At 38.3% G+C, this 16,291-nt stretch carries 17 protein-coding genes; 13 read left to right on the top strand and 4 right to left on the bottom strand.

Translation table 11 applies throughout. The features are described 5' to 3' along the window. Positions 1–31: 31 nt before the first annotated feature. The 13 genes from ACPLOV_RS01330 to ACPLOV_RS01270 all read left to right on the top strand — a co-directional run bounded on the left by ACPLOV_RS01330 (position 32) and on the right by ACPLOV_RS01270 (position 12,012). Positions 32–1,843, top strand: a complete 1,812-nt coding sequence (locus tag ACPLOV_RS01330) for a diol dehydratase reactivase subunit alpha (protein ID WP_424910384.1) — start codon at positions 32–34, stop codon at positions 1,841–1,843. A gap of 1 nt (position 1,844) precedes the next feature. Beyond that, positions 1,845–2,201 (top strand): glycerol dehydratase reactivase beta/small subunit family protein, encoded by a 357-nt coding sequence (locus ACPLOV_RS01325; RefSeq protein WP_424910383.1) that lies wholly within the window; start codon positions 1,845–1,847, stop codon positions 2,199–2,201. Positions 2,202–2,216: 15 nt separating this feature from the next. After that, the gene (locus ACPLOV_RS01320; protein ID WP_424910382.1) at positions 2,217–2,750 is read left to right on the top strand and encodes a BMC domain-containing protein; all 534 of its coding nucleotides are present in this window, start codon (positions 2,217–2,219) and stop codon (positions 2,748–2,750) included. Between the two features lie 84 nt (positions 2,751–2,834). Then, positions 2,835–3,407, top strand: coding sequence for a phosphate propanoyltransferase (locus tag ACPLOV_RS01315; RefSeq protein ID WP_424910503.1), 573 nt, complete (start codon positions 2,835–2,837; stop codon positions 3,405–3,407). A 37-nt stretch (positions 3,408–3,444) separates the two neighbouring features. Next, on the top strand, positions 3,445–4,260 hold the full coding sequence (gene eutJ / locus ACPLOV_RS01310) for an ethanolamine utilization protein EutJ (RefSeq protein ID WP_424910381.1): 816 nt from the start codon (positions 3,445–3,447) through the stop codon (positions 4,258–4,260). Positions 4,261–4,275: 15 nt separating this feature from the next. Further along, complete coding sequence (locus tag ACPLOV_RS01305) at positions 4,276–5,073, top strand: flavoprotein (RefSeq protein ID WP_424910380.1); 798 nt, start codon at positions 4,276–4,278, stop codon at positions 5,071–5,073. Between the two features lie 9 nt (positions 5,074–5,082). Beyond that, positions 5,083–5,364 carry a EutN/CcmL family microcompartment protein gene (locus ACPLOV_RS01300; RefSeq protein WP_424910379.1) on the top strand — a complete coding sequence of 94 codons (282 nt, stop codon included), beginning with the start codon at positions 5,083–5,085 and terminating at the stop codon, positions 5,362–5,364. A gap of 16 nt (positions 5,365–5,380) precedes the next feature. After that, positions 5,381–6,370 carry a cob(I)yrinic acid a,c-diamide adenosyltransferase gene (locus ACPLOV_RS01295; RefSeq protein ID WP_424910378.1) on the top strand — a complete coding sequence of 330 codons (990 nt, stop codon included), beginning with the start codon at positions 5,381–5,383 and terminating at the stop codon, positions 6,368–6,370. A 19-nt stretch (positions 6,371–6,389) separates the two neighbouring features. Next, positions 6,390–7,781 carry an aldehyde dehydrogenase family protein gene (locus tag ACPLOV_RS01290; RefSeq protein WP_424910377.1) on the top strand — a complete coding sequence of 464 codons (1,392 nt, stop codon included), beginning with the start codon at positions 6,390–6,392 and terminating at the stop codon, positions 7,779–7,781. 20 nt (positions 7,782–7,801) lie between these two features. Further along, complete coding sequence (locus ACPLOV_RS01285) at positions 7,802–9,127, top strand: 4Fe-4S dicluster domain-containing protein (protein ID WP_424910376.1); 1,326 nt, start codon at positions 7,802–7,804, stop codon at positions 9,125–9,127. Between the two features lie 15 nt (positions 9,128–9,142). Beyond that, on the top strand, positions 9,143–9,688 hold the full coding sequence (locus ACPLOV_RS01280; protein ID WP_424910375.1) for a BMC domain-containing protein: 546 nt from the start codon (positions 9,143–9,145) through the stop codon (positions 9,686–9,688). Between the two features lie 112 nt (positions 9,689–9,800). Further along, positions 9,801–11,129: an ATP-binding protein gene (locus ACPLOV_RS01275; protein ID WP_424910374.1), complete on the top strand. Its 1,329-nt coding sequence runs from the start codon at positions 9,801–9,803 to the stop codon at positions 11,127–11,129. Positions 11,130–11,145: 16 nt separating this feature from the next. Continuing rightward, positions 11,146–12,012 carry a response regulator gene (locus ACPLOV_RS01270; RefSeq protein ID WP_424909618.1) on the top strand — a complete coding sequence of 289 codons (867 nt, stop codon included), beginning with the start codon at positions 11,146–11,148 and terminating at the stop codon, positions 12,010–12,012. A 40-nt stretch (positions 12,013–12,052) separates the two neighbouring features. Here ACPLOV_RS01270 and ACPLOV_RS01265 read toward each other — a convergent pair whose 3' ends face one another. The 4 genes from ACPLOV_RS01265 to ACPLOV_RS01250 form a co-directional block, all read right to left on the bottom strand. After that, complete coding sequence (locus ACPLOV_RS01265) at positions 12,053–12,607, bottom strand: nitroreductase family protein (RefSeq protein ID WP_424909617.1); 555 nt, start codon at positions 12,605–12,607, stop codon at positions 12,053–12,055. Positions 12,608–12,710: 103 nt separating this feature from the next. Next, a complete protein-coding gene (locus ACPLOV_RS01260; RefSeq protein ID WP_424910373.1) occupies positions 12,711–14,651 on the bottom strand; it encodes a TRAP transporter permease in 1,941 nt (646 codons plus the stop codon). 3 nt (positions 14,652–14,654) lie between these two features. Continuing rightward, on the bottom strand, positions 14,655–15,149 hold the full coding sequence (locus ACPLOV_RS01255; protein WP_424910372.1) for a DUF1850 domain-containing protein: 495 nt from the start codon (positions 15,147–15,149) through the stop codon (positions 14,655–14,657). Between the two features lie 57 nt (positions 15,150–15,206). After that, entirely contained in the window at positions 15,207–16,181 is a 975-nt protein-coding gene (locus ACPLOV_RS01250) for a TAXI family TRAP transporter solute-binding subunit (RefSeq protein ID WP_424909614.1), read from the bottom strand. Positions 16,182–16,291 lie beyond the last annotated feature (110 nt).

The raw sequence follows: 16,291 nt of genomic DNA, 5'->3' as shown, positions 1-16,291 counted from the left end.
TTATACGAAATAAATTTTTGGGGGCATAAAAATGATTATTGCAGGTGTCGATATTGGAAATAATACCACTGAAGTTGCTCTTGCAAAGATCATTAACAACAAGCCAGTGTTTTTAGCAAGCGGTATTTCAAAAACTACAGGTATAAAGGGAACGCCGGACAACGTAGTGGGTATAAGATTTGCTTTAGAAAATGCTGTAAAAAAAGCCAGGATAGATATGAAGGACGTAAAGCTTTTAAGGTTAAATGAAGCTACACCTGTAATTGCTGATGTAGCAATGGAAGCGATAACGGAAACGATTATTACCGAATCTACAATGATCGGTCACAATCCATCGACACCGGGTGGAGTAGGATTGGGGGTAGGTAAGACTACCCCCATATTCGAATTATCTTTGCAAAAACCCGGTGAAAAGGTAATAGCTGTAGTGCCGAAGAATGTGGATTACGAGGATGCAGCAAGAATAATAAATCAGGCATTGGGAAAGGGTATTGATGTTCAAGGAGCTATAGTTCAAAAAGATGACGGAGTGTTAATTTCAAACAGGTTAATAAAAAAAATTCCTATTGTGGATGAAGTTGCCCTTATTGAAAAGGTGCCGTTAAACATGCAGGCATGTGTAGAAGTGGCGGAACAGGGATTTAGTATTAAAACTCTTTCAAATCCTTACGGAATAGCATCTGTTTTTAATTTAAACCCTGAAGAGACAAAAAATGTGGTACCCATTGCAAGAGCGCTAATAGGAAACCGTTCAGCTGTTGTAATAAAAACTCCGCAGGGAGATGTGCAGGAAAGAAAAATACCTGCAGGAAGCTTAAAATTGAAAGGGCCGAATTCTACTGTATTTGTGGATTTGGAAGAAGGCGCCGAAAAGGTAATGCAGGCGGTAGAACAGATTTGGCCCTTAGTTGATGCTGAAGGAGCTCCTTCTACAAATGTTGGTGGCTTGATTTCAAGGGTAAAGGAAATTATGGCTGATGTAACCTTTCAAAATCAAAAGGAAATAAAAATTCAAGATATTTTAGCAGTTGATACCCTTGTACATCAAAAAGTAACCGGAGGTATTGCAAATGAGTTTTTTTCGGAAGATGCAGTAGCTATAGCAGCAATGGTAAAGAGCTCAAAACTGCCAATGGAAAAAGTAGCTGAAAAAGTAGAAAAAGAGTTAAATATTCCTGTTGAAATAGCAGGTGTAGAGGCTAATATGGCAATTTTAGGAGCTTTAACAACACCGGGCACCGATGTTCCCGTTGCAATACTCGATTTAGGCGGAGGTTCTACCGATGCTGCATTAATGAACAAAAAAAGAGAAGTGAAAAGCGTTCACCTTGCGGGAGCCGGAGAAATGGTAAACATGTTAATTGCTGCAGAATTAGGTATTTCCGATAAACAAATGGTTGAAGATATAAAACGCTACCCCGTTGCAAAAGTAGAAAGCCTGTTTTCCATAAGGCTTGAAGATGGGACGGTCAGGTTTTTTGATAAACCCCTGGACCCCCAAACCTTTGCAAGAGTATGTTTATTGAAAGAGGGAGATTTAATTCCTCTACCAGCAGAATTACATATGGAAAAAATAAGGGAAGTAAGGCGTAATGCAAAGAAAAAAGTATTCGTTACAAATGCTATTAGAGCTCTTTCTAAGGTAGCACCTTCAGGTAATATAAGATTAATTGATTTTGTAATAATGGTAGGGGGTTCAGCTTTGGATTTTGAAATCCCAGAGATGATTTCGGATACATTGGCAAATTTCGGAATTGTTGCGGGAAGAGGAAATATCAGGGGAACAGAAGGGCCAAGAAATGCCGTAGCAACGGGGTTAGTGCTTTCGGGGTGGGATAATTAAAATGAGGGTTTTTGAAGAAATAAAGCCTGCGGTGAAAATTTATTGTGAAGATAAGGATTCGGTAAAACCTTTTTTAAAAAGAATATGTGAAGGATTGGAAGAAGAAGGTGTACCCTTTGAAATCGATTTAAAATTCGGTGAAGAACCGGAATACATGGCAGTGAATGCTGCAAGAGATTCGAGGGTTAATATTGGAATATTCATAGGGAAAGATGGGATTTGCGTACTTCAACATGCCAAAATGCCTTATAGCAGACCCATCATGAAAATTTATCCCAACTTGGGCACTATTGATGAATATAGATTATTAGGAGCAAATGCAGCGAGGCTTGTTAAAAATATGCCGCTAAAATTTTAAAAAAGGAGGGAGATTGTGCAGGAAAAGAAAGCTTTAGGTTTAATTGAAACGGTAGGTTTGGTAGCTGCAATTGAAGCTGCAGATGCCGGCGTAAAGGCTGCAAATGTAAAATTAATAGGATATGAACTTGCAAGAGGTGGAGGTCTAACTACGGTAAAATTTACAGGCGATGTAGGGGCCGTAAAAGCTGCGGTAGAAGCGGGTAAGGCTGCGGCTGAAAGAGTAGGTAAGGTTTACGCAGTTCACGTAATACCAAGGCCAGATAATCAGGTAGAAGATTACTTTGAAGAAAGTGAAAAAAAGGAAAAAATAAATAAGAAGGATGAGAAAAAAGAAGGCATTAAAGAAAATGAAAAAACTGATATTCAAATAGTAAAAAATGCTGATGAGAATGAAGAAATTTCAAACATTGAAAATAGAGAACCTACATGTAACTTGTGCAAAGATCCTGAATGCCCGAGAAAAAAAGGCGAGCCGCGGAGTTTGTGCATACATTACAGAGAAAGAGAGGAGAATGTAAAAACTGATTTTAATGAAGAGGTGAAATAATTGTTTAAAGAATATGACTTTGATGCAATTGTTCAAAAAATAGTAGAAAAAGTAAAATCTGAAATAGATTTTAAGTCAAAAAAGATGGAAGAAGTTGTAATTAATGTCTCTGCAAGGCATGTTCATTTATCTTCGGAACATGTTGAAAAGTTGTTTGGTAAGGGTTATAAATTAACTCCATTAAGAGAATTGATGCAACCCGGGGAATTTGCAGCAAAGGAAACGGTAATGATAGTGGGGCCTAAAGGAATTTTACAAAATGTGAGAATTTTAGGTCCTGTAAGAAAAAAGACTCAGGTAGAAATTTCCAAAACCGATGGTTTTACCCTGGGAATAGAACCTTTGGTAAGAGATTCGGGAAATCATGAAGGAACTTCTGGATGTATTATAGTAGGGCCGATGGGTGGTATAAGAATAGAAAGTGGTGTAATTGCAGCAATGCGTCACATACATATTCCAACGTGGTTTGCAGAGAAAAACGGAATTAAGGATAAAAGCTTTTTAAAGGTTTTAGTAGAAGGGGAGAGAAGGGTAATATTTGATAAAGTTCTTGCTAGGGTTTCTCCTAATTTTGTTTTAGAAATGCATATCGATACGGATGAGGCTAATGCTTCAGGTGTAAAAAGCGGAAGTAAAGGTTTTATTATTATCGAGTGAGTTTCAATTCTTTCTTTGAAAACGGAAGGAGAATTTTATGAATAGTCTATACGGTGAAAAATTATGTGAGATGTTCGCCTCCTGTGTAAACTCGCAGCCTTTAAAAAAAGCTGGGAATTACAGAGTAGGTGTAGATTTAGGTACTGCAAATATAGTCGTTGCAGTAATCGATGATAAAGGAGAGCCCGTAGCAGGAAAAATGCAAAGAGCTCAAGTAGTTAAGGATGGGCTTGTAGTCGACTTTATCGGGGCAAGAAATATTGTGGCTAAGATGATTGAGGAATTGAATGGAGAATTACAGACAGAACTTTTGAAGGGGGCATGTGCTGTACCACCTGGGACCGGCATAGCTGATTCAAAAGCGACAATGTATGTAGTTGAATCGGCTGGCTTAGAAGTATTAAACATTGTAGATGAACCCACTGCTGCAGCAAGGGTTCTTGGAGTTTCAGAGGGTGCTGTTGTTGATATCGGTGGAGGAACTACCGGTATATCGGTGTTACAGGATGGGAAGGTAATTTATACAGCGGATGAGCCCACCGGAGGAACTCATTTTACCCTGGTGCTATCGGGACACTTCAATATTTCTTTTGATGACGCGGAAACCATGAAATTGGATGAGAAAAATCAAAAAAAGCTTTTTCCCATTTTGAAACCAACAATGGAAAAGGTAACGGAAATTATAAAAAGACATATAAAAGGTTTCAATGTGGATACGATTTATCTCGTCGGAGGTGCAAGTGCTCTTTACGGATTAAAGGACATTGTAGAAAATACCCTCGGTATTAAAGCTGTAGTTCCAAAATACCCGCTTTTCATTACTCCTTTGGGAATAGCTCTTTCTTGCCCTTAAAGGGGGATGGTATTTATGGATTTAGAGGAAAGAATAAAAGAAATCGTCTTAGAGGTTTTAAAAAAATATTATAAAACAAAAATCCTGGTAGTTGTAACAGGTGGAAAAGTGAATGCGAATGTTTCCATAAATCAGTTGATTAAACTTAAAAAAGAACAGGACTTCGTTTATTCCTTATTGTTTACTGAAAATGCTGCCAAAGTACATGATATCGATGAAATTTCTAAAAAATTGGAAGCGGAAAAAGTGATTATTGATGGAGAAGAGGATATTAATATAAAAGAATTTTTAAAGGAATTTAAAGCTGTAGTTATTGCGGTACTTACAAGAAATACTGCGTCAAAGGTTGCAAATCTTTTCTTAGACAATTTAACTACTCAAATAATTATTGATGCGCTGATGTGTGGGATTCCTGTATTTGCTACTAAGGATGCCGCAGATCCATGTTTAAAACCCTGGCAGGATATGGGTTTTATTTGGATGGGAAAAGGGCTGAGAGATGCTTATAGTGAAATTTTAACAAAGATTGAGAAATATGGAGTAATTTTGTGTGAAGCTTCCGATTTAAAATGTAAAATATTAAATACGCTTTTTTTGAATAAAAAAGATGATGAAATATCCTCTTTGGAAGACAAATACAAGGAAGATAAACCTGTAAAAAAGGTATATATTGAGAGAAGTATCGTTACGAGAGAAGATCTTACTATATATCAAGGAAAATATGATGAAATCCATATCCCTAAGAATGCAGTGATTACTCCTCTTGCAGCGGATTATATTAGGGAGAATTCTTTAAAAATTTATAGAGGCTGAGGTGGTAAGGTGATAATTGCAAAGGTTGTAGGTAATGTAGTCGCCACAAAGAAAAATGAAGGACTTACGGGAGCAAAACTTTTAGTAGTAAAACCGATTAATAAGAAGAATGAATACGGCGAATTGCTCGAAGAAGAAAAATACCTCGTTGCAGTAGACAGCGTAGGTGCTGGAATAGGGGAAACGGTCCTTTTGGTGACAGGAAGTACGGCTACAAAAATAATGAATGATGCTAATGCCCCTGTTGATGCTGCGGTAATAGGTATTATAGATGAAATAGAAATATATTGAAAAAGAGGGGTAGTTCATGAAAATTTATACGAAAAAAGGAGACAAAGGGGAAACAAGCCTCTTTGGAGGAGAAAGGGTAAAAAAATACGATATAAGGGTAGAGGCTTACGGGACAGTTGATGAAGTATTAGCGATTATTGCTTTTGCACGTTCCAATGTAAATACTCAAAAAGCCAAAGGGTATCTTTTTAAAATAGAAAAGGAACTGTTTAAGTTAGGTGCGGAACTTGCCTGTAAAAACCCGGAAGGAATTTTAAAAGAAAGGATAACCGACGATGATGTAAAATGGCTGGAAGAAAAAATAGATGAATTAATGGAAGAGATTGAGTTTAAAAAGGATTTTGTAATACCCGGACCTTATTCTTCTTCATCTTCTCTGCATATTGCAAGAACGGTTGCAAGAAGGGCGGAGAGGTGTGTAGTTAGACTATCGGAGGAGCAGGATATTCGTCCTGAAATAATAAGATATTTGAACAGATTGTCTGATTTTCTATTTACCCTTTCCCTCTATCAAGAAAAGGAAGAAGTAATAAAAAAATCTTTGGAAGAAATTAAAAAGAAAATATCATGTGAGGTTTTAAATGCTATGGAACAAAAAGAATTCCCTTTAAGTTTAGACTTAAATGCAGCCTTAAAGATGCTAAAAAAGGCTGAGGAAAAAGCAAGGGAAATAAATAAACCTATGTGCATAGCTGTTGTAGATTCCGGAGGAAATTTAATTGCCTTTCATAGAATGGATGAAGCTTTGCTTGCAAGTATAGAAATTGCTATAAATAAGGCGTTTACAGCTGTTATGCTGAAAATGGAAACCTCCAGGCTTTCGGAACTTGCAAAGCCGGAAGGGGAATTGTTCGGAATAAATAATGCTTGGAATGGAAGAATTATTACTTTCGGAGGGGGTATTCCTGTAATAAAATACGAAAAGGTGATTGGCGCAATCGGTGTAAGCGGGGGAACTGTAAATGAAGATGAGATAGTTGCAAAGGCTGGAATTTCAGCAATTTAATCTAAAGGAGGTAATTTTAATGATAGATGAAAAAATTGTTGCAACAATTGCCAAAAAAATAATTGAAGAATTAAATATAGGGAGTCAGGAAAGTACGAGGGAAGAATACGGAATATTTAATAATTTGGATAATGCTGTAGAGGCAGCATCAAGGGCTCAAAAGAAGTTTGCCATGCTGGATCTGGAGAAAAGGGAAGAAATAATTCAGGAAATAAGGGAAGCCAGTATGAACAATGCAAGGTATTTAGCAGAATTAGCTGTGAAAGAGACGGGCAGGGGTCGCGTTGAAGATAAAATTGTTAAAAATATTTTAGCAGCAAAAAAGACTCCTGGGACAGAAGATTTAAAGCCTTTTTGCTGGACCGGGGATCACGGTTTGACTCTTGTAGAAATGGCTCCGGTAGGAGTTATCGGTTCAATAACACCTGTCACAAATCCAACAGCTACAATAATTAATAATTCAATAAGTATGCTTGCAGCGGGCAATGCAGTGGTATTTAACCCCCATCCTTCTGCTAAATTATGTTCAAATAAAGCAGTAGAAATTATAAATGAAGCAATAATTAAGGCTGGGGGACCTAAGAATTTGGTAACAACAATTGTTGAACCTACCATTGATACCGCTAAAGCATTAATGTCCCATCCTAAGATTAACCTTCTTTGTGTAACCGGGGGAAAAGCAGTTGTTTATGAAGCTTTAAAATCAGGTAAAAAGGTAATAGGTGCGGGAGCGGGTAATCCACCCGTAGTAGTTGATGAAACTGCGGATATCATAAAAGCTGCCCACGATATTATATGCGGAGCAAGTTTTGATAATAACCTTCCCTGCATTGCTGAAAAAGAATTGATAGCTGTAGAATCCATTGCTGACAGGCTTTTAGAAAGGTTAGCAAGGGAAGGGGCTTATATATTAAGGGGTAAAGATATAGATAAAATGACCAGTCTAATCTTTGATGAAAATTTTAGTGTAAATAAAGATTTAATTGGCAAAGATGCATCGTATATATTGAAACAGATAGGTATAGAGGTAGGAAATGATGTAAGGCTTGTGGTAATGCCCGTTGAGCAGGATCATCCCCTTGTGCATCATGAACAGTTAATGCCGGTACTGCCTTTTGTCAGGGTTCCAAATGTAGAGGAAGCCATAGAACTTGCGGTTAGAGCAGAGGGAGGAAACAGGCATACTGCAATAATGCATTCCAAAAATATAGATAATATGACGAATTTTGCAAGAGCCATTCAGACCACCATTTTTGTAAAAAATGCCCCTTCTTATGCCGGGATAGGTTCAGGCGGAGAAGGTTATACAACCTTTACAATAGCAGGACCTACCGGTGAAGGACTTACCTCTGCGAAAAACTTTACAAGACAGAGAAGATGCGTACTGGTAGATGCTTTTAGAATCATTTAACTAAAAAGGATTGATGTCAAATGAGTATTAATAATGAAATAATAGAGAAGGTAAAAAATTCTGGAGTTGTAGGGGCGGGGGGTGCTGGCTTCCCTGCCCATATTAAATTAAATAGTAAATGTGATGCGGTAATCGCAAATTTTGCCGAGTGTGAACCTCTACTTTTTACAAACCAGGCATTAATAATGACGTATGCTGATGAAGTATTAAAGGGTTTGCAGCTAGCAATGCAGGCTACCGGAGCAAAAAAAGGTATTATAGCCATCAAAAAGAAGTATGAAGATTGTAAAAAAGCGCTTTCCGAAAAAATCAAAAATTACGAGGATATGGAAATTTTTGAGTTAAGCGATTTTTATCCTGCAGGAGATGAACATGTAATTGTTTACGAAGTTTTAGGGAAAAAAATTCCGATGGCTGGAATTCCTCTTGATGTGGGAGTTGTTGTTCACAACGTAGAAACTCTATTTAATATTAAAAAAGCTTATTATGATGAAGTACCCGTAACCGAAAAATTTGTTACTATAAGTGGAGCGGTAAAATACCCTATGGTATTGAAAGTTCCTATAGGAATGAAGTTTAATGAACTTCTCGATTTATCGGGAGGGCCTATAACAAAGGATTTTATATTGATAGACGGCGGCCCGATGATGGGGAAAGAAGTAGGTCTTGATGATGTAGTAACAAAAACAACATCAGCCCTTCTGGTTGTACCCGTTAATACCCTACCTTACAATTCAAGAAGAATTAAAATAGATGTACAGCTCAAAAGAGCAAGAACCGCTTGTTGTCAATGCAGGATGTGTACCGATTTATGTCCCAGATATTTATTAGGCCATAGATTAGAACCTCATAAAATTATGCGTACTGTCTCTTTTGGATTAATGGATGTAGAATCATTAACAAATGCCTTACTTTGTTCGGAATGTGGCCTTTGTGAAATAACGTGTCCAATGGGGCTTAGTCCAAGAAGTGTAAATGCAAACGTTAAAAAGATACTTTCCGAGAAAAAAGTGAGATATAATAAAAAGCCCGTTGAAGTAGAAAGGCCTGAAAGGGAAAATAGAAAATTTTCAGCTCGAAAACTGCTTATTCGATTGGGATTATCTGATTATTATCATCATGCGGATTTTACCGATGTGAAAATTAATGCAAGGGAAGTAAAAATATTATTAAAACAACATGCCGGAAGCCCAGCAGTTCCGATAGTAAAAGTAGGAGATAAAGTAAATAAAAATGAACTCATAGCAGAAGTTAAAGAAGGACAGCATGGAGCAAATATTCATGCAAGTATTGATGGCATTGTTACCGAAATTGACGAAATCGCTATAACGATTAAAAACGAATAAGGAGGAAATTTACATATGAAAGCTTTAGGGCTTTTAGAATTTCGAGAGATTACGAGAGGCCTTGTAGCATCAGATAAAATACTAAAATCGGCACCTATAGAGTTAATTACTGCAACAAGCGTTTGCCCGGGCAAATTTGTAATATTAATTACCGGTGATGTGGGAGCAGTAAAAAATGCCCTTCAGGCGGGGAAAGAAGAATTTAAAGATGGAGTTGTGGATGAACTTTTGATTCCTAATCCTCACGAATCGTTATTTACAGCATTATATGGAACATCTGAAATTAGTTTAGAAAAACAATCCTTAGGACTTATAGAAACTTTCAGCGTTGCTTCGGCTATTAAAGCAGCGGATGCAGCAGCAAAAGGAGCAAATGTAGTAGTTTCTGAAATAAGGCTTGCAAGGGGGATGGGTGGAAAATCCCTTGTAATCATCTTAGGTGAAATAGGAGCAGTAAAATCCGCAGTAGCCAGTGGTATTAAAGAAGTAGAGGAAGGTCTACTGGTATCCCATGCGGTAATAAGTAATGTAAATCATAAATTATTAAAATCATTCATCTAACCGGCAAAGTTGCCGGTATTTTTTTTGATATTTTTTAAAGATAAAAATTGCAGTATAATAGATAAGGATATCCACAATTTTTTATATAAAGTGTTATCGGGAGGAACAGTCTTTGACAAAACCGCAGGAAGGCTTTTTTGTAGAAAAGATAATTAAAACAATAATACGGTATAAAAAGGAGTTATTAATTGCCGGCTGGCTTACCGCCATTCTCGGGGAAGTATATTTTTATCCCTTCGGAACCCCTTTTCGCTTTACCATAGGCGTTGTAGGAATTTCCTTTTTAATTTTATATTTTAAAGATATAGAAGAAATGCTGCTTATTTTTTTTGCAGGTGTAACTGTCTTCATTTTCAGAGTAATTCTCGGAATACTGGTAAAAGGTTCTCCAATGGAAGTAGCCGTTCATTTGCATTTCCCGGCGATGATGTTTTATTTTGCTTACGGCGTTTTTTTAAAATTATTGAAGATAAAAGACCTTCTTACCCTCCCCGTCAACTTCGTCGCTGCCATGAGCTTAGCCGATATTGCGGGAAATATTGTAGAGCTTATGATAAGAAGGGAGCTCAGCTTAAAATACTTTCAGGAGATATTCACCTTTTTAGTAGGAGTAGGTATTTTAAGGGCGATTATTACTTTTTCCCTTTACTGGTTACTGGAAAGGTATAAAAATATTGCAGTAAAAGAGGAACACGAGAGAAGGTATGCGGAACTCCTGGACCTTTTATCCCAATTGAAGGCAGAACTTATCTTCTTAAAAAAATCCACCATGGATTTGGAGAACGCGATGAAGGAAAGCTATGAAATATACAATAAGCTGGGCGGTGAGGTAAGTAAAGAAGAGATTTTTAGGATTAAAAAGAGGGCGTTGAACCTGGCAAAGGAAATTCATGAAATAAAAAAAGATTACTTGAGGATAAACTCGGGGTTTTCCCAGATAATCCCCGACGAAGAAAAAGACGGAATGTCGTTAAATTCACTTTTTGATGTGATTAAAATTAATACCGAAAGGTGGATGAAAGTTTACAATAAAAAGGTTCAGCTGAAATTGCGGTATAATAAAAATTTTATAATAAAAAATTATTTTGTTTTTTTATCAATAATAGGAAATTTAATTTCAAATGCTTTGGATGCCGTAGATAATGAAAGAGGAATTATAAATGTTATCGTAAATCTTGATGAAAATAAAAATAAGATTTTTATAACCGTCAGCGATAACGGATACGGTATAGACAAAAAGGACCTGCCTTTTATTTTTGACCCGGGTTTTTCTACGAAAATGCTGGAAAACGGTGAGCTTTCTACAGGGTTAGGACTCACTCATGTAAAAAACTTGGTAGAAGAAATGGAAGGCAAGGTGGAAGTAAAAACGGCAAGACAAAAGGGGACAACCTTTTTTATAGAAATCCCTTATGATGAAAGGTATTTTTCCAGGATTTAAAAGGAGAGTGGATCCTTTGGAGTTTAGAATAATGGTGGTGGACGACGATAAAGCAATAAGGAGGATCTTATCGGGAATTGTGGAGAATTACCGTTTGGGAGAAATTGTGGCGGAAGCGGAAGAGGGCGAGGAAGCTTTCAAAAAAATCCTATCCGTAAAGCCCGACATTGTACTAATTGACCTTTTACTTCCCGGAAAAGATGGGGTGGAAATAGTAAAGGAAGCGAAAGAAAGGGCTTTAAATACCTATTTTATTATGATTTCCCAGGTGGAAACAAAGAGCATGGTGGGCAAGGCTTATGAAAGCGGGATAGAATTTTTCATTAAAAAACCCATAAACGTGATGGAAACCGTAAAGGTAATTTCAAAGGTGGAAGAACTGATAAAGATGAAGAATACCCTTGATAAAATCAAGGAAACCGTGGCAATTGTAGATAATAAAAAAATCGAACAGGAAAAATGTCCTACCACAAAAAGAATTGATTACATTTTAGCCGATATCGGCATCCTCGCAGAAACCGGAGCCGAGGATATTAAAATTTTACTGGAGAACTACGATTATATAAAGCGAAATAATCTGGGTATGCAGGAGATATATCAGTTTTTGAGCGATTACTACGAAAATACAGGATCCAAAAAATCCAGCGATATAAAGGCAATTGAAATGAGGATGAGGAGGGCTATTTCCAAAGCCCTGAGCAACCTTGCAATGCAGGGAATGGAAAATTACGACAACGAACAGCTTTTAAGATATGCAAATATTTTGTTTGATTATAAAGAGGTAAGAAAGGAAATGGATTTTTTAAAGGGCAGGTCTAAGGAGAGAGGAAAGGTAAATGTTAAAAAATTTTTGGAAGGCTTCATGTTGCTATTAAATGAATAAAAATAAAGTAAAAGCCCGGCTTTTCCCGGGCAATAATTTTTTATTTAATGTAATTTACCACGTCTTTTTTGCGTTCAATTTGGCGGGGCTGAAAGGACGGATCGGGATATCCTAAGGCAATTGCGTAAAAGGGTTCGTAGCCTTCCGGAATGGAAAGTTTTTGCACCTCCTCTTTTATTTTAAAAAGAAAATTTACAAGTCCTATCCAACAGGAGCCAATACCCATGCTGTGGGCCGCAAGCAGCATGTTTTGAGTTGCAGCGCTGCAGTCCACTAAGGCAGAGTAAGCGCCTTTTTTGCCGGATACTATTATTACCGTAGGTGCATGGTGGAAAATATGGCTTTTTTCACTTCGCCCTATAGCGGATATCCAATCTACTCCGGATTCGGACATCAGCTTTTTTATAACCGCATTAAAATGATCCAGCAATTCTTTGTTTTGTATTACCGTAAAATGCCAGGGCTGTTCATTATGCCCGCTGGGGGCGTGTATCGCCGCATCGATAATGGTTTGTAATTCCTCATCCTTTATCTGCTCGGGTAAAAAACGTCTTATACTTCTTCGAGTTTTTATTAAATTTATGAATTCGTTCATGGCTATCCTCCCTTCTTAAAACATTTTATTAAAATTCTCCCAAAAATTAAAGCCCGAATAAGTAAAAAAATAGGAGGAATTTTTCGTTCCTCCTATTTTTCACTTAGTGAGATTTTGCGGTTTTTGAAAGTTTACTTCTTTGTACCAGGTATCCGATTACCAGCAATGCAGCGCCGATTATATCTGTTTTTAATCCCGGAGTAACGAGCAGGATACCGCCGATGAAGAAAATAAGCCTTTCAACTATGCTCTGATTGGTGATTAAATACCCCGACACCGCCGAGGATACTCCAACTATTCCTATTATAGAGGTAATGATAATCCAGATTATTTCTAACGGTTGAACGTTTATCAACAAAAGTGCGGGATTGTAGACGAAAATGTAGGGAACAAGGAATGCCGCGATAGCAAGCTTTGAAGCATTCAATCCCGTTTTTAAGGGATTTGCCTTTGCTATACCCGCACCTGCAAAAGCTGCGAGGGCTACGGGTGGTGTAACGTCAGCGATTATACCAAAGTAGAAAGCAAACATATGGGCGGCAAGTACCGGAACATTTAGCATTAAAAGTGCAGGAGCTGCAATGGTTGAAGTTATTACATAGTTTGCGGTTGTGGGTACTCCCATTCCGAGAATTAAAGAAGTTATCATGGTAAAGAACAAAGTTAAGAATAATTTGCCGTTTGCTAAATCTACCAGGGATGTGCCAAGTTTCAGACCTAATCCCGTAAGGGTAACCACACCGATGATAATGCCTGCACAGGCGGTTGCGGCAATTACGCCAAGAGCACTTCTTGCACCCTGTTCCAAACCGTTAATAATATCGGTAAGACTAATCCTGGTATTTTTCCTTAGCATAGCGGAAATAATTGAAAGGAATATGGCGTATAAAGCTGCCTTCATGGGCGTAAAGCCGGTTACCAGAAGGTAAACGATTGCCACAAGGGGAATTATGAGGTGTCCTCTTTCTAATACTATTTCCTTGAATTTGGGTAATTCTTCTTTGCTCAATCCGCGAAGACCGAGGCGTTTTGCCTCCAAATGAACACCCGTCCAAACACCGAAGTAGTAAAGAAGTGCCGGGATGGCAGCGGCTCCTATTATCCTGGAGTAGGGGATTTTTGTAAACTCCGCCATTAAAAAGGCTGCCGCACCCATGATAGGCGGCATGAGCTGTCCACCCGTCGAAGCGGTTGCCTCTACTGCGCCTGCAAACTCCGGCTTATAGCCCAGCCTTTTCATCATTGGAATTGTAAAGCTTCCGGTACCTACTACGTTCGCCACCGAGCTTCCCGAAACCGTTCCCATAAGTCCGCTGGATAAAACTGCTACTTTTGCGGGTCCTCCGGAAGCCCATCCTGCAATGGCGTTGGCCAGGTCTATGAAAAGCTGTCCGAGTCCAGTTTTTTCAAGGTACGCACCGAAAAGTATAAACAGGAAAATAAATGTAGATGAAACGCCTATGGGTATGCCGAAAATACCTTCCGTTGTATAGAAAAGATGCTGAACAAGGGTTGGAAGATCCGCACCCCTGTGGGCAAGCTGGCCGGGAATGTAGGGGCCTATCAATGCGTAGATAATAAATAAGCTTGCAATAGTAACTATGGGAAGACCAACTACCCTTCTTGCTGCTTCAAGAACGAGCAAAACGCCAATGGCTCCAACAATATAATCTACGGTTGTAACCGTTCCTGCTCTTAATACTAACTGCTTGTAAAAAACGGTGATGTATAAAGGAACGGCAGCTCCCAGGATGGATAGGATAAAATCTACGGGATGTATTCTGTCTCTTGGCCAATCGCTTTTTGCCGGGTATAAGAGGAAGATCAAGCAAAAACCAAAGGCTACGTGAATGGAACGCTGAATCATTGCGTCGAGAACACCGAAAATTGCAGTGTAAAGCTGGAATAGCGAAAAGGTGATGGCAATAGCGCTTACTATTTTTGCAGCAAATCCCTTCAAAACTCTGTAATCGGATTCTTTATCAAATTTTCTCAATATCTCCTGACTGTCTACAGCGGCTTCTTCGCGTATTTTTTCCGTCATCTATTAACTCCCTCCTTTTATATTTTTTATGGTCCATCGCTCTTTTGCACTTATTACTATTAAATCATTTGGTTTTGAAAAGTCGAGAAAATTATACATAATTCCATTGGCAATTATTCCATGGCCCTTCAATGGAGATACCCGGATAGGAAGAGTATCAAAAAATCTATTCATTTCCATTACAAATTCGCCGTTTTTGTTTTCAAATTTGCCTTCTTCCGCATAGGGAAGCCCTATTCCCAGAGAAAAATACCTGGTCCTTATTAAATGAAGTTTTTTATTATTTTCTACTTTAAAATCCTCATACACCGGGGTTTTTTGAATGGAATGAATAAAAACATGGGTAAATTCGTTGTTTTGCAGAGGAATCTGAATGGTTTTGCCGTTGTCCGCATTGTATACCGTTAAAATCACTTTTTTTTCTACTCTGTAAAAGGAAAAGAAAACTGCAATGACCAGCACCAAAAAAAAGAAAAATACGTCAATCCTTTTTTTCATAAATTGAGCATTGGACCTAGTCCAATGCTCAATTTGCCCTCCTTTATATTTAAACTATTATTTTCCAATTTCTTTGAAGAATTTTTCAGCACCGGGATGAAGAGGTATTGACATTCCTTCTTTACCGGTTTCCTGCTTGATCTGCTCGCCGGCTTTGTGAGCAGCCTTTAATCTATCCAGGTTAGCATACATGGTCTTTACCAGGTTGTAAGCTGTTTCTTCATCCATCTTGGAGCTTACAGCAAGCATAGCCTTTACTGCAACTGTGTTCACATCATGATCTACACCGCTGTAAGTGTTAGCGGGTATTACAATCTTTGTGTAGTAGGGGTATTTCTCCATTAACTTGGATACCAGAGCATCGTCAAGGGAAATAAGCTCAATTTTCTTGGATGCCGCTATGTCCTGAACCGCAGCTGTCGGGAATCCTGCTGTCAAGAATGCTGCATCGATGTTACCATCTTTCAGGTTGTTAGCGGCTTCGGCAAAGCTTAAATATTGTGCGCTAATATCGTTGTAGGTGATTCCTGCAGCTTCTAAAATCTGTCTTGCGTTGGCTTCAGCACCGCTTCCTGCTGCGCCTACCGCTACTTTTTTGCCCTTCAGGTCGGCTACACTCTTGATGTTTTTACCGGCTAAGGTGACGATCTGAATGGTTTCGGGGTAAAGGGTTGTAAGGCCTTTAATGTCTTCGTATTTATTGTCTTTGAACATTTCAGTACCGTTGGCAGCGTAGTAGGCTATATCGTTTTGCACGAAGATTACATCAGCTTTTCCATCCCTTAAGAGGTTTACGTTTGCTACCGAAGCACCGGTGCTCTGAGCAGTAGCGTTTACCCCCTTAATATTTTTATTCCAGATGTCAGCCAGTGCGCCACCGAGGGGGAAGTAAGTTCCCGCGGTACCGCCGGTAGCGATGGTGATGAATTTTTGTCCACCGGCTTGCTGACCGCCGCTTTTACCGGCGCAACCTGCTATTGCAGCCGTTAATAAAAGGGCGATGGTGATAAGGGCTATCGTCTTTTTGAACATAACCAAACCTCCTTGAATTTTTAATAAATTGTAAACTCGTAGAATTTGATATAATTTTATGCCTACTTACAATTTTAAAATTGATGTAACTGAAATTAACAAAAAAATAA

The sequence above is a fragment of the Thermovenabulum sp. genome (genome assembly GCF_049723235.1).
In the GTDB taxonomy this organism is placed as follows: Bacteria; Bacillota; Thermosediminibacteria; order Thermosediminibacterales; family Thermosediminibacteraceae; genus Thermovenabulum.
This window is presented reverse-complemented; position numbering and strand designations above follow the sequence as displayed.

What these genes read in the sequence shown, in the direction of transcription:
- ACPLOV_RS01330 (WP_424910384.1), top strand. Translation starts at nt 32, where the DNA reads ATGATTATTGCAGGTGTCGATATTGGAAATAATACCACTGAAGTTGCT.
- ACPLOV_RS01325 (WP_424910383.1), top strand. Translation starts at nt 1,845, where the DNA reads ATGAGGGTTTTTGAAGAAATAAAGCCTGCGGTGAAAATTTATTGTGAA.
- ACPLOV_RS01315 (WP_424910503.1), top strand. Translation starts at nt 2,835, where the DNA reads ATGGAAGAAGTTGTAATTAATGTCTCTGCAAGGCATGTTCATTTATCT.
- eutJ (WP_424910381.1), top strand. Translation starts at nt 3,445, where the DNA reads ATGAATAGTCTATACGGTGAAAAATTATGTGAGATGTTCGCCTCCTGT.
- ACPLOV_RS01305 (WP_424910380.1), top strand. Translation starts at nt 4,276, where the DNA reads ATGGATTTAGAGGAAAGAATAAAAGAAATCGTCTTAGAGGTTTTAAAA.
- ACPLOV_RS01295 (WP_424910378.1), top strand. Translation starts at nt 5,381, where the DNA reads ATGAAAATTTATACGAAAAAAGGAGACAAAGGGGAAACAAGCCTCTTT.
- ACPLOV_RS01290 (WP_424910377.1), top strand. Translation starts at nt 6,390, where the DNA reads ATGATAGATGAAAAAATTGTTGCAACAATTGCCAAAAAAATAATTGAA.
- ACPLOV_RS01285 (WP_424910376.1), top strand. Translation starts at nt 7,802, where the DNA reads ATGAGTATTAATAATGAAATAATAGAGAAGGTAAAAAATTCTGGAGTT.
- ACPLOV_RS01280 (WP_424910375.1), top strand. Translation starts at nt 9,143, where the DNA reads ATGAAAGCTTTAGGGCTTTTAGAATTTCGAGAGATTACGAGAGGCCTT.
- ACPLOV_RS01265 (WP_424909617.1), bottom strand. Translation starts at nt 12,607, where the DNA reads ATGAACGAATTCATAAATTTAATAAAAACTCGAAGAAGTATAAGACGT.
- ACPLOV_RS01260 (WP_424910373.1), bottom strand. Translation starts at nt 14,651, where the DNA reads ATGACGGAAAAAATACGCGAAGAAGCCGCTGTAGACAGTCAGGAGATA.
- ACPLOV_RS01255 (WP_424910372.1), bottom strand. Translation starts at nt 15,149, where the DNA reads ATGAAAAAAAGGATTGACGTATTTTTCTTTTTTTTGGTGCTGGTCATT.
- ACPLOV_RS01250 (WP_424909614.1), bottom strand. Translation starts at nt 16,181, where the DNA reads ATGTTCAAAAAGACGATAGCCCTTATCACCATCGCCCTTTTATTAACG.